The sequence below is a fragment of the Streptomyces sp. NPDC003016 genome (assembly GCF_053591455.1).
In genome coordinates this window covers 266,736-279,271 of record NZ_JBSFTV010000002.1, presented here as the reverse complement: position 1 = coordinate 279,271, position 12,536 = coordinate 266,736, and the positions used below count along the sequence as shown (strand labels likewise).

General features: G+C 72.0%; 9 protein-coding genes. 7 read left to right on the top strand and 2 right to left on the bottom strand.

The features are described from left to right. Positions 1-221 precede the first annotated feature (221 nt). Positions 222-1,178: a methylmalonyl Co-A mutase-associated GTPase MeaB gene (meaB, locus tag ACWDZ4_RS02705; protein ID WP_451506638.1), complete on the bottom strand. Its 957-nt coding sequence runs from the start codon at positions 1,176-1,178 to the stop codon at positions 222-224. 88 nt (positions 1,179-1,266) lie between these two features. Next, positions 1,267-2,469, bottom strand: a complete 1,203-nt coding sequence (locus ACWDZ4_RS02700; protein ID WP_450262389.1) for an acetyl-CoA C-acetyltransferase — start codon at positions 2,467-2,469, stop codon at positions 1,267-1,269. Between the two features lie 135 nt (positions 2,470-2,604). Between ACWDZ4_RS02700 and mce the strand changes: the two genes are divergently transcribed. The 7 genes from mce to ACWDZ4_RS02665 all read left to right on the top strand — a co-directional run bounded on the left by mce (position 2,605) and on the right by ACWDZ4_RS02665 (position 12,510). Then, entirely contained in the window at positions 2,605-3,045 is a 441-nt protein-coding gene (gene mce, locus ACWDZ4_RS02695; RefSeq protein ID WP_451506637.1) for a methylmalonyl-CoA epimerase, read from the top strand. Between the two features lie 177 nt (positions 3,046-3,222). Then, entirely contained in the window at positions 3,223-7,425 is a 4,203-nt protein-coding gene (gene scy / locus ACWDZ4_RS02690) for a polarized growth protein Scy (protein WP_451506636.1), read from the top strand. A 122-nt stretch (positions 7,426-7,547) separates the two neighbouring features. Continuing rightward, positions 7,548-8,486, top strand: coding sequence for a coiled-coil domain-containing protein (locus ACWDZ4_RS02685; RefSeq protein WP_138896371.1), 939 nt, complete (start codon positions 7,548-7,550; stop codon positions 8,484-8,486). A gap of 91 nt (positions 8,487-8,577) precedes the next feature. Continuing rightward, entirely contained in the window at positions 8,578-9,552 is a 975-nt protein-coding gene (locus ACWDZ4_RS02680; protein ID WP_451506635.1) for an ABC transporter ATP-binding protein, read from the top strand. Between the two features lie 3 nt (positions 9,553-9,555). Next, entirely contained in the window at positions 9,556-10,326 is a 771-nt protein-coding gene (locus tag ACWDZ4_RS02675; protein WP_451506634.1) for an ABC transporter permease subunit, read from the top strand. A 130-nt stretch (positions 10,327-10,456) separates the two neighbouring features. Then, on the top strand, positions 10,457-11,668 hold the full coding sequence (locus tag ACWDZ4_RS02670; RefSeq protein WP_451506633.1) for an ATP-binding cassette domain-containing protein: 1,212 nt from the start codon (positions 10,457-10,459) through the stop codon (positions 11,666-11,668). After that, on the top strand, positions 11,665-12,510 hold the full coding sequence (locus ACWDZ4_RS02665; RefSeq protein ID WP_451506632.1) for an ABC transporter permease subunit: 846 nt from the start codon (positions 11,665-11,667) through the stop codon (positions 12,508-12,510). Before ACWDZ4_RS02670 ends, ACWDZ4_RS02665 begins: the two co-directional genes overlap by 4 nt. The last annotated feature ends 26 nt before the right edge of the window (positions 12,511-12,536 follow it).

Here is a 12,536-nt window from a genome sequence, read left to right as displayed (position 1 = left end):
CCCCCGGCCGAAACCCCCAGGGACGCACGGAGCCCGCACTGCGCCACCCACCGGCACGAAGAGGCGGGACCGCACAGGGCGCCCGGGACGTAAAGCGTGAGGTGGGCGCAGGAAGTCGGCGTCGTACGGAGAACGCCGATCCGCGGCTGAATCATGCGCTCCCGGACGCCGCCTCCGGAACGGCCCGCCCCCGTCCCACGGCACCGGCCGCACCCGCCCGCTTACGCCTCGGTGATCCCCGCCACCAGCTCGTCCGCCGCCGCGTAAGGATCCAGCTCCCCCGCCACGATCCGCTCCGCCAGCGCCCCCAGCCGCCGGTCGCCCCGCAGGTCGCCGATCCGCTCCCGCAGCGCGGTGACCGCGATCGTCTCGACCTCGTGCGCCGCCCGCTTCGCCCGCCGCTCCGTCAGCACCCCGTGCTCCTCCATCCACGCCCGGTGCTTCTCCAGCGCCTCGACGACCTCGTCGACACCCTCGCCCCGCGCCGCCACCGTCTTCACGATCGGCGGCCGCCAGTCCCCGGGCCCCCGGGACTCCCCGAGCCCCAGCATGTGGTTGAGCTCCCGCGCAGTCGCATCGGCCCCGTCCCGGTCGGCCTTGTTCACGACGTACACGTCACCGATCTCCAGGATGCCCGCCTTCGCGGCCTGGATCCCGTCCCCCATCCCCGGCGCCAGCAGCACCACGGACGTGTCCGCCTGGGAGGCGATCTCCACCTCCGACTGCCCGACCCCCACCGTCTCGACCAGCACCACGTCGCAGCCCGCCGCGTCCAGCACCCGAATGGCCTGCGGCGCGGCCCAGGCCAGCCCGCCCAGGTGCCCCCGCGTGGCCATCGACCGGATGTAGACCCCCGGATCCGACGCGTGCTCCGACATCCGCACCCGGTCACCCAGCAGCGCGCCGCCGCTGAACGGCGACGACGGATCCACCGCCAGCACCCCGACCCGCTTGCCGGCCCGCCGGTACGCCGACACGAGCGCCGACGTGGAAGTCGACTTGCCGACTCCCGGTGACCCCGTGAGCCCCACCACATACGCGCCGCCGGCGAGCGGAGCCAGCGCCGCCATCACCTCACGCAGTTGCGGGGACGCCCCCTCGACCAGCGAGATCAGCCGGGCAACGGCCCGAGGCCGGCCCTCTCGCGCCTGAGCCACCAGCCCGGGGACGTCCTGCATCACAATTCCGCTCCTTGAATCGGCGAACCGACGTACCTGCAAAGGCGTACCTGCAAAGGCGCACCCGCGAAGGCGCACCGCAAAAGGGTTACTTGCCCGCGACCTTGATGATCAGCGCATCACCCTGACCACCGCCACCGCACAGCGCGGCCGCACCGACGCCCCCGCCCCGCCGCTTCAGTTCGAGCGCCAGGTGCAGCACGACCCGCGCGCCGGACATTCCGATGGGGTGTCCCAGAGCAATCGCGCCACCGTTGACGTTCACCTTTTCCGGGGAAATTCCGAGGTCCTTCATTGACTGGACCGCAACCGCGGCGAAGGCCTCGTTGATCTCCACGAGGTCAAGATCCTCAACCCCGATCCCCTCCTTGCCGAGCGCGTGCGCGATGGCGTTGGAAGGCTGCGACTGGAGCGAGTTGTCGGGCCCGGCCACGTTCCCGTGGGCCCCGATCTCGGCGATCCACTCCAGTCCGAGCTCCTCCGCCCTGGCCTTGCTCATGACCACCACAGCCGCCGCACCGTCCGAAATCTGCGAAGCGGTCCCGGCGGTGATCGTCCCGTCCTTGGCGAAAGCGGGACGCAGCTTGCCCAGCGACTCGACGGTCGTCTCGGGCCGGATTCCCTCGTCCTTCGAGAAGAGAACCGGCTCGCCCTTGCGCTGCGGAATCTCGACGGGCGTGATCTCCGCCTCGAAGAGGCCGTTCTTCTGCGCGGCGGCGGCCCGCTGGTGCGAAAGCGCCGCGAATTCGTCCTGCGGTCCGCGCGCGATTCCGAGCCGGGTGTTGTGCTTCTCGGTCGACTCCCCCATCGCGATGCCCTCGAAGGAGTCGGTGAGCCCGTCGTGCGCCATCGAGTCGAGCATCTCGATCGCGCCGTACTTGAAGCCCTCACGGGACTTCGGCAGCACGTGCGGGGCGTTCGTCATGGACTCCTGGCCACCGGCGACGACGACGTCGAACTCACCGGCGCGGATCAGCTGGTCGGCCAGCGCGATCGCGTCGAGCCCCGACAGGCAGACCTTGTTGATGGTCAGAGCGGGCACGGCCATCGGAATCCCGGCCTTGACAGCCGCCTGCCGGGCCGGGATCTGCCCCGCCCCGGCCTGCAGCACCTGCCCCATGATCACGTACTGGACCTGGTCCCCGCCGATGCCGGCCCGCTCCAGGGCGGCCTTGATGGCGAACCCGCCGAGGTCCGCGCCGGAGAAGGATTTCAGCGAGCCGAGCAGCCGGCCCATGGGCGTACGGGCACCGGCGACGATGACAGACGTAGTGCGGTTCGTTCCAGGCATGAGGCACGGCCCCTTGGGATGAGGAGTGAACGAGGGTTTACCTCAATGTACTGAGCGGTACGGGCCCGGTCACCGGGCAGCGAGTGTGATCGCGCGCACGTTGCGTAACCACTCCAACCGCGCTGCACTGAACCCATGCTGACGCGAATCGACCACATCGGAATCGCCTGTTTCGACCTCGACAGGACCATCGAGTTCTACCGCTCGACCTATGGCTTCCAGGTGTACCACTCGGAGGTCAACGAGGAGCAGGGCGTGCGTGAGGCCATGCTCAAGATCAACGAAACGTCCGACGGCGGCGCCACGTACCTCCAGCTCCTGGAGCCCACCAGGGAGGACTCCGCGGTGGGAAAGTGGCTGGCCAAGAACGGTGAGGGGGTCCACCACATCGCCTTCGGCACCCCGGACGTGGACGCCGACGCGGCGGACGTCCGCGACAAGGGCGTACGGGTCCTCTACGACGAGCCCCGCATCGGTTCGATGGGGTCCCGCATCACGTTCCTGCACCCCAAGGACTGCCACGGTGTGCTGACAGAACTGGTCACTTCGGCCCCTTCCGCCCCCGAGGAGCACTGACCCCCGGATTCCACGGCCGGTAGAGTGGGCGGTTCCGGTCCGGGGCCGGACCGGGGCCTGTGACTCATGCCTCGCAGTTGATCTGACACCATTCCCCCCGGGGGGCCGCCCGTTCCGGGGTGGCGCTTGTTCGGAGAGTCGGAAGAGTTGCGACCAGGGGACGGATGGGACCGCGCAGTGCGGGGCTACGAACGCCAGGAGAGCCACCAGCGGGGTGAAACCGACCATCTCTCGCGGTTCGAAGCCGAGATGGACCGGCTGAAGACCGAGCGGGAGAAGGCGGTTCAGCACGCCGAGGACCTCGGCTACCAGGTCGAGGTGTTGCGCGCCAAGCTCCACGAGGCGCGCCGCAACCTCGCGTCCCGTCCTGCCTACGACGCGGCGGACATCGGCTACCAGGCCGAGCAGTTGCTGCGTAACGCCCAGGTCCAGGCCGACCAGCTGCGCACCGACGCCGAGCGCGAACTGCGCGACGCCCGGGCGCAGACGCAGCGGATCCTCCAGGAGCACGCCGAGCACCAGGCACGGCTCCAGGCCGAGTTGCACACGGAGGCGGTCACCCGCCGCCAGCGGCTCGACCAGGAGCTCGCCGAGCGCCGGCAGACCGTCGAGGCGCACGTCAACGAGAACGTGGCGTGGGCCGAGCAGCTGCGCGCCCGTACCGAGGCGCAGGCCCGCCGGCTCCTGGAGGAGTCCCGCGCCGAGGCCGAGCAGGCGCTGGCCGCCGCCCGCGCCGAGGCCGAGCGGGTCGCCCAGGAGGCCCGTCGGCGCCTCGGCGCCGAGGCCGAGAACGCCCGCGCCGAGGCGGAAGCGCTTCTGCTGCGCGCCCGCAAGGACGCCGAGCGCCTGCTGAACGCCGCCTCGAACCAGGCGCAGGAGGCGACGGCCCACGCCGAGCAGCTGCGTACCTCGACGACCGCCGAGTCCGACCAGGCGCGCCGCCGGGCCGCCGAGCTGAGCCGCACCGCCGAGCAGCGGATGCAGGAGGCCGAGACGGCGCTGCGCGAGGCGCGCGCCGAGGCCGAGAAGGTCCTGACCGAGGCGAAGGACGCGGCGGCCAAGCAGCTGACGACGGCCGAGTCCGTCAACGAGCAGCGCACCCGTACGGCCAAGACCGAGATCGCCCGGCTGGTCGCGGAGGCCACGAAGGACGCCGAGGCGCTCAAGGCGGAGGCCGAGCAGGCCCGCGCCGACGCCCGCGCCGAGGCGGAGCGGCTGGTGGCCGAGGCCGCCGAGAAGGCCCGTACGGCCGCCGCCGAGGATTCGGCGGCCCAGCTCGCCAAGGCCGCCCGTACCGCCGAAGAGGTCCTGACCAAGGCGTCCGAGGACGCCAGGGAGACCACCCGCAAGGCGTCCGAGGAGGCCGAGCGGATCCGCCGCGAGGCCGAGGCGGAGATCGAGCGGCTGCGCAGTGAGGCGGCGGCCCAGGCCGACCAGCTCAAGGGCGCGGCCAAGGACGACACCAAGGAGTACCGGGCCAAGACGGTCGAGCTGCAGGAGGAGGCGCGCAGGCTGCGCGGCGAGGCCGAGCAGCTGCGGGCCGAGGCGGTCGCCGAGGGCGAGCGGATCCGCGGCGAGGCCCGCCGCGAGGCCGTCCAGCAGATCGAGGAGGCGGCCAGGACCGCCGAGGAGCTGCTGACCAAGGCGCGGGGCGACGCGGACGAGCTGCGCACGTCCGCCGCCGCCGAGAGCGAGCGCGTGCGCGGCGAGGCCGTCGAGCGCGCCACGGCGCTGCGCAAGCAGGCCGAGGAGACCCTGGAGCGCGCCCGCGCCGAGGCCGATCAGCTGCGCACCGAGGCCGAGGAGCAGGCGGCGTCCGCCACCGCCGACGCCGAGGAGGCCGCCCGCGCGCTGCGCGAGGAGGCCGAGCGCGCCGTCGCCGCCCGCCAGGCCGAGGCCGCCGAGGAGCTGGCCCGGCTGCACGCCGAGGCCGAGCAGCGCGTCGCCGCCGCCGAGCAGGCGCTGGGCGAGGCCAGGACCGAGGCCGGGCGGCTGCGCCGGGAGGCCGGCGAGGAGATCGAGCGGCTGCGCACCGAAGCGGCGGAGCGGGTACGCATGCTCCAGGCACAGGCCGAGACGGAGGCGGAGCGGCTGCGCACCGAGGCGGCCGCCGACGCCTCGCGCTCGCGCGCCGAGGGCGAGGCCGTCGCCGTACGGCTGCGCAGTGAGGCGTCGAACGAGGCGGAGCGGCTCAAGGCGGAGACACAGGAGAGCGCGGACCGGATGCGCGCGGAAGCCGCGTCCGCCGCCGAACGTGTCGCCACCGAGGCCGCCGAGGCGCTGGCCGCCGCCCAGGAGGAGGCCGCGAGGCGCCGCCGGGAGGCCGAGGAGACGCTGGCCGGCGCCCGCGAGGAGGCCGAGCGGGAGCGTACGCAGGCCCGCGAGCAGAGCGAGGAGCTGCTGGCGTCCGCCCGCAAGCGGGTCGAGGACGCGCAGACCGAGGCGCAGCGCCTGGTCCAGGAGGCGGACTACCGGGCGACCGAGCTGGTCGCCGCCGCCGAGCAGACCGCGCAGCAGGTACGGGACGCGGTGGCCGGGCTGCACGAGCAGGCCGAGGAGGAGATCGCCGGGCTGCGCAGCGCCGCCGAGCACGTGGCGGAGCGTACGAGGACCGAGGCGCAGGAGGAGGCGGACCGGCTCCGCGCCGAGGCGTACGAGGAGCGGGAGCGGGCCACCGAGGACGCGATCGGGATGCGCCGGCGGGCGCAGGAGGAGACGGACGCCGCGAAGGCGCTCGCGGAGCGCACGGTCGGGGACGCGATCGCGGAGGCGGAGCGGCTGCGTTCCGACTCCTCCGAGTACGCCCAGAGGCTCCGTACGGAGGCGTCCGACGCGCTGGCTTCGGCCGAGCAGGACGCGGCCCGTTCGCGCGCCGAGGCCCGCGAGGACGCCAACCGCATCCGCAACGAGGCGGCGGCGCAGGCGGACCGGCTGATCGGCGAGGCGACGGGCGAGGCCGAGCGCATGGCGGCCGAGGCCGTGCAGTCGCTGACGGCCGCCGGGCAGGACGCGGCCCGGATGCGGGCCGAGGCCGAGCAGATCAAGGCGGACGGCGAGGCCGGGGCCGAGCGGCTGCGGACCGAGGCGCGCGAGGAGGGCGAGCGCGTTCTCGACGAGGCGCGCAAGGCCGCCGACAAGCGGCGCGGCGACGCCGCGTCCCAGGCCGACAAACTCGTCTCCGAGGCGAGCGGCGAGGCCGAGCGGATCCTCTCCGACGCGAACGGCGAGGCCGAGCGGCTGCGCGCGGAGGCCGAGCGGGTGCGCGGCGAGGCGCGCCAGGAGGCCGAGCGGATGCTCGACGAGGCGCGCAAGGCCGCCGACAAGCGGCGCGGCGACGCCGCGTCCCAGGCCGACAAACTCGTCTCCGAGGCGAGCGGCGAGGCCGAGCGGATCCTCTCCGACGCGAACGGCGAGGCCGAGCGGCTGCGCGCGGAGGCCGCCGAGATGGTGGGCTCCGCCCAGCGGGCGGCGGAGCGCATCAGGTCCGACGCCGAGAAGGCCAAGGCGGACGCCGAGGGGGCGGCGGAGCGGATGCGCGGCGACGCGCGCGCCGAGGCCGACCGGCTGCTCGACGAGGCGCGCCAGGCGGCGGCCAAGCGCCGCTCGGACGCGGCCGAGCAGGCCGACCAGCTGATCGCGAAGGCCCAGGAGGAGGCGCTGCTCACCGCGACACGGGCCGAGGAGCAGGCCGACACGATGGTCGGCGCGGCCCGCAAGGAGGCCGAGCGGCTGGTGGCGGAGTCGACGATCGAGGGCAACTCCCTGGTGGAGAAGGCCCGTACGGACGCCGACGAGCTGCTGGTCGGGGCCCGCAGGGACGCGACCGCCATACGGGAGCGTGCGGAGGAGCTGCGCTCCCGTACGGAGAGCGAGATCGAGGAGCTGCACGACCGGGCCCGCCGGGAGACGTCCGAGCAGATGCGGACGGCGGGCGAGCGTGTCGACAAGCTGGTGAAGGCCGCGACGGAGCAGCAGGCCGAGGCCGAGGCGAAGGCGAAGGCGATGATCTCCGAGGCGAGTTCGGAGGCGGGCAAGGTCCGTATCGCCGCGGTGAAGAAGGCCGAGGCGCTGCTCAAGGAGGCCGAGCAGAAGAAGGCCGAGCTGGTACGGGAGGCCGAGCGGATGCACGCGGAGGCCGAGGCCGAGGCGGAGCGCATGGTCGAGGAGGGCCGGCGCGAGCTCGATGTGCTCGTACGCCGCCGCGAGGACATCCAGACCGAGATTTCTCGTGTCCAGGACGTGCTGGAGGCGTTGGAGTCTTTCGAGACTCCCACGGGGGGTGGCAAGACGGCCTCGAACAGCGGCTCCGCCGCAGGTGGAGTCAGAGCGGGGGCAGCGTCGGGCAGCACTCGTTCGGGTGGCAAGACTTCCGACAGTTAGCCACTCGAAAGAGGTGTCATTCTCCGGACCAAACCTGCATTGGCTCGGTGACACGCCGTCCGGGCCCCTAGGATTCCCCCTAACACCCCACCGGTCTCATTCGACAGGAACCCAGGAACCCCATGAGCGACACTTCCTCCCCCTTCGGCTTCGAGCTCGTGCGGCGTGGTTACGACCGCGGTCAGGTGGACGACCGCATTACCAAACTCGTCGCCGACCGTGACAGCGCTCTGGCCCGAATCACTGCTCTGGAAAAGCGCATCGAGGAGCTCCACCTCGAGACGCAGAACGCCCAGGCCCAGGTCAGCGACGCCGAGCCGTCGTACGCCGGTCTCGGTGCGCGTGTCGAGAAGATCCTCCGTCTCGCCGAGGAGGAGGCGAAGGACCTGCGTGAGGAGGCCCGCCGCGCCGCCGAGCAGCACCGCGAGCTCGCCGAGTCCGCCGCGCAGCAGGTGCGCAACGACGCCGAGTCGTTCGCCGCCGAGCGCAAGGCGAAGGCCGAGGACGAGGGCGTCCGTATCGTCGAGAAGGCCAAGGGTGACGCCTCGACGCTGCGCAGCGAGGCACAGAAGGACGCACAGCAGAAGCGCGAGGAGGCGGACGCCCTCTTCGAGGAGACCCGCGCCAAGGCCGCCCAGGCCGCCGCGGACTTCGAGACGAACCTGGCCAAGCGCCGCGAGCAGTCCGAGCGCGACCTGGCTTCGCGCCAGGCCAAGGCCGAGAAGCGGCTGGCCGAGATCGAGCACCGCGCCGAGCAGCTGCGCCTGGAGGCCGAGAAGCTGCGTACGGACGCGGAGCGCCGGGCCCGTCAGACGGTGGAGACCGCGCAGCGCCAGGCCGAGGACATCGTCGCCGACGCCAACGCCAAGGCCGACCGGATCCGCAGCGAATCGGAGCGCGAGCTGGCGGCGCTCACCAACCGCCGCGACTCGATCAACGCGCAGCTGACCAACGTCCGCGAGATGCTGGCGACGCTGACCGGTGCGGCCGTCGCCGCCGCCGGCGCGCCGGCCGACGACGAGCCGATCACCCGCGGCGTCCCGGCCCAGCAGACCCGCTAGTCCGAAGCGGAAGCAAGCAGGCCGTAAAAGCCTCGAAAGCCCCCTGCCATTCCGGTGGCGGGGGGCTTGGTGCGCCCTTAGCGTGGCGGGCATGATTGAGCTGACGGGGCTGACGAAGCGTTACGGCGAGAAGGTGGCCGTCGACCATCTGACCTTCACCGTACGGCCGGGCCTCGTGACCGGCTTCCTGGGCCCGAACGGGGCGGGCAAGTCGACGACCATGCGGATGCTGCTGGGACTGGACAACCCGACGGCGGGTGACGTCCGCATCGACGGGAAGCGTTACGCCGGACTCAAGGATCCCCTGAAGTACATCGGCGCGCTCCTCGACGCCAAGGCGATGCACGGCGGCCGCAGCGCGTACAACCACCTGCTGTGCCTGGCCCAGAGCAACGGCATACCCCGCCGCCGGGTCTCCGAGGTCCTCGAAACGGTGGGCCTGACGGCCGTCGCCAAGAAGCGCGCGAAGGGCTTCTCGCTCGGCATGGGCCAGCGGCTCGGCATCGCGGGCGCGCTGCTGGGCGATCCCGAGATCCTCATGTTCGACGAGCCGGTGAACGGGCTCGACCCCGAGGGCATCCACTGGATCCGCAATCTGATGAAGTCGCTGGCGGGCCAGGGCCGTACGGTCTTCGTCTCCTCCCACCTGATGAGCGAGATGGCGCTCACCGCCGACCACCTGGTCGTCATCGGCCAGGGCAGGCTGCTCGCCGACACGTCCATGGCCGACTTCATCCGGGAGAACTCACGCAGTTACGTGCGGCTGCGCTCCCCGCAGCAGGAACGGCTGCGCGATGTCCTGCACGAGGCCGGGATCACGGTGGCCGGCAGGGGTGACGGGGCGCTGGAGGTGGACGGCGCGACCTCGGAGCAGCTCGGCGAGCTCGCCGCCCGCCACCAGCTCGTACTCCACGAACTGAGCCCCCAGCAGGCCTCGCTGGAAGAGGCGTTCATGCAGCTGACCGCGGAGTCCGTGGAGTACCACGCGCATACGGACGGCGGGGGGCCGCAGGCGCCCGGGACCGGCTGGGGTGCCGGCGTGCGGCAGCAGAAGAAGGGGGTCTGAGCCATGACGGTCGCGCAGGTGCTCACGTCGGAGTGGACAAAGATCACATCAGTGCGGTCCACGGTGTGGACGCTCGGCCTCGCCGCGGTGGTCACGACCGGCCTCGGCGTGCTGATCAGCATTCTCTCGAAGAACGAATTCAAGAACCTGGACGCACAGGACAAGCTCGCCTTCGATCCCACTTTCGTGAGTTTCGCCGGAACGAGCCTCGGCCAGCTCGCAATGATCGTTTTCGGCGTACTCGTCGTGTCGAACGAATACAGCACCGGAATGATCCGCATGTCGCTCTCCGCGGTCCCGCAGCGCGGCACCTTTCTCTTCGGCAAGATCACCGTCGCCACGGCGCTCGCCCTGGCCGTCGCGATGGTCACGAGTTTCGCCTCCTTCTTCCTCGGCCAGGCGATGCTGGGCGGCCTGAAAGCGGACATCGGCGACCCGGGCGTCCTGCGCGCGGTGATCGGCGGCGGGCTCTACATGACCCTGATCGCGCTGTTCTCGATGGGCGTCGCCACCATGCTGCGCAGCCCGATGCTCGCGCTCGGCATCCTGATGCCGGTCTTCTTCCTCCTCGCGCCGATCCTGGGCAACGTCTCCGCGACCAAGAAAATCGGCCAGTACCTTCCCGACCAGGCGGGCAGCAAGATCATGCAGGTGGTACCGCCGCTCGACGGCGACGCGCCGTACGGCCCGTGGGGCGGACTGCTGATCATGGCGGCGTGGGTCGCCGCGGCCCTGGCGGGCGGATACGTCCTGCTGAAGAAGCGGGACGCGTGAACCCGGCGGCAGCATCCCCGGCTTAGCAGGAACCGTCAACGGCTGGTTATCCTCCTAACCCTTACGGGGGCGCGTTCGGCCATGCGGTCACAGCCCCGACGACCCGACCTGTCGATGGGGCTGCACACACATGATCGAGGCAGTCGGCCTGACGAAGCGCTACGGCGCCAAGACAGCCGTGCACAACCTTTCCTTCCAGGTGCGCCCGGGCACGGTGACGGGCTTCCTCGGCCCCAACGGCTCCGGCAAGTCCACGACGATGCGCATGATCCTGGGGCTCGACGAGCCCACCGCGGGCCATGTCACCATCGGCGGCCACCCCTTCCGCAAGCTGCCCAACGCCCCCCGGCAGGTCGGCGCCCTGCTCGACGCCAAGGCCGTGCACGGCGGGCGCAGCGCCCGCAACCACCTGCTGTCGCTGGCGCAGCTCTCCGGCATCCCCGCCCAGCGGGTCGACGAGGTGCTGGGGGTCGTCGGCCTCCAGGACGTCGCCAGGCGGCGCTCCAACGGCTTCTCGCTCGGCATGGGGCAGCGCCTGGGCATCGCGGCGGCGCTGCTCGGCGACCCGCAGGTGCTGCTCTTCGACGAGCCGGTCAACGGCCTCGACCCCGAGGGCATCCTGTGGGTCCGCAACCTCATGAAGACGCTGGCCTCCGAGGGCCGTACGGTCTTCGTCTCCAGCCACCTCATGAGCGAAATGGCGCTCACCGCCGACCACTTGATCGTGATCGGGCGCGGGCAGCTGCTCGCCGACATGAGCGTCAAGGACTTCATCTCCGCCAACTCCGCGGACTTCGCCCGGGTGCGTACGCCGCAGGCCGAGCCGCAGCAGCGCGAGAAGCTGTCCTCGGTACTGACCGAGGCCGGCGGGCACGTCATGACCGAACAGGACGGTGCGATGCGCGTCACCGGGCTGCCGCTGCCGCGGATCAGCGACCTCGCGCACGGCGCCGACGTACGGCTGTGGGAGCTCTCGCCGCACCAGGCCTCGCTGGAGGAGGCGTACATGCGGATGACCCAGGGCGCGGTGGACTACCGCTCGACGGCCGACCAGCTGGCCGGCTTCCAGCCGCCCCAGTCCGGCGGTTACGCCCCGTCCGCGCCGCCCGTGCCGCAGCAGGGCTGGTACGCCCCGCCGCCGCCCCAGGCCGGCGGGCAGCAGCCCTTCGCGGGCGCCCCCCTGCCGCCCGGCCGGGCACCCGCGCCCGGTTACGCGCCCGCTCCGGGCCAGAACCCGTACGCGGCGCCTCCCGCCCCGGCGGCGCCCCCCGCGCCCGCTCCGGCGCCAGCCGCCCCCCACCCGACCAAGAGCGACAGCGACAGCCCCGAGGACGCCCGATGACGACCCCGTACCAGCAGCAGGCCCCGCAGCAGTACCCGCCGCAGGGCGTCGCGTCGTACGTCTCGCCGATCCCGGTGCGCAGGGCGACGCTCGGGGACGCCCTCGCCTCCGAGTGGACGAAGATCCGGTCGGTGCGCTCCACGGTGTGGACGCTCGGCGTGATGATCCTGCTCGTCCTCGGCATCGGACTGCTCTCGACGCTGCTCATCTCCTCGTCCGGCGCCGATCTCGACGGAACCCCGGTCCTGAGCCTCGGCTTCTTCGGCGTACTGCTCGGTTCCATCCCGGTGATCACGCTCGGCGTGATGACCGTCGCGTCCGAGTACGGCACGGGCATGATCCGCACGACCCTCACGGCGTGCCCCAGCCGCGCCCGGGTGCTGACCGCCAAGTCGATCGTCTTCTTCGCACTGGCCTTCGTCATCACGCTGGTGACCACCGCCGTCGTCGGAGCGCTCCAGACCGCGATGCTGGACGGCGCCACGGCCACCGGCGAGGACTGGTTGCGCGCGACGGTCGGCGTCAGCCTCTACATCGCGACGCTCGGCCTGCTCTCGCTCGCCGTCGGCTCGCTCATCCGCCACTCGGCGGGCGCGATCACCATCATGATCGGTGTGGTGCTGCTGCCGCTGGTGCTGGCGATGTTCATGTTCTCCGAGTCGCTGTCCGACCTTCAGCAGGCGCTCTTCGAGTACTCGATCCCCAACCAGCTCGGTGTCTTCTACGACGCCTCGGTCACCCCGTCGGGACCGTCGGGGTGGGACCCGCTGTGGATTCTGGCGGGCGTGACCGCCGTGACGCTCGGCGGCGCCTTCCTGGCCCTGGAGAAGCGCGACGTGTGAGCCGACGCCTGACCGCGCCCGCCGCG

What these genes read in the sequence shown, in the direction of transcription:
- ACWDZ4_RS02680 (WP_451506635.1), top strand. Translation starts at nt 8,578, where the DNA reads ATGATTGAGCTGACGGGGCTGACGAAGCGTTACGGCGAGAAGGTGGCC.
- mce (WP_451506637.1), top strand. Translation starts at nt 2,605, where the DNA reads ATGCTGACGCGAATCGACCACATCGGAATCGCCTGTTTCGACCTCGAC.
- ACWDZ4_RS02700 (WP_450262389.1), bottom strand. Translation starts at nt 2,469, where the DNA reads ATGCCTGGAACGAACCGCACTACGTCTGTCATCGTCGCCGGTGCCCGT.
- ACWDZ4_RS02675 (WP_451506634.1), top strand. Translation starts at nt 9,556, where the DNA reads ATGACGGTCGCGCAGGTGCTCACGTCGGAGTGGACAAAGATCACATCA.
- ACWDZ4_RS02685 (WP_138896371.1), top strand. Translation starts at nt 7,548, where the DNA reads ATGAGCGACACTTCCTCCCCCTTCGGCTTCGAGCTCGTGCGGCGTGGT.
- meaB (WP_451506638.1), bottom strand. Translation starts at nt 1,178, where the DNA reads ATGCAGGACGTCCCCGGGCTGGTGGCTCAGGCGCGAGAGGGCCGGCCT.
- ACWDZ4_RS02670 (WP_451506633.1), top strand. Translation starts at nt 10,457, where the DNA reads ATGATCGAGGCAGTCGGCCTGACGAAGCGCTACGGCGCCAAGACAGCC.
- ACWDZ4_RS02665 (WP_451506632.1), top strand. Translation starts at nt 11,665, where the DNA reads ATGACGACCCCGTACCAGCAGCAGGCCCCGCAGCAGTACCCGCCGCAG.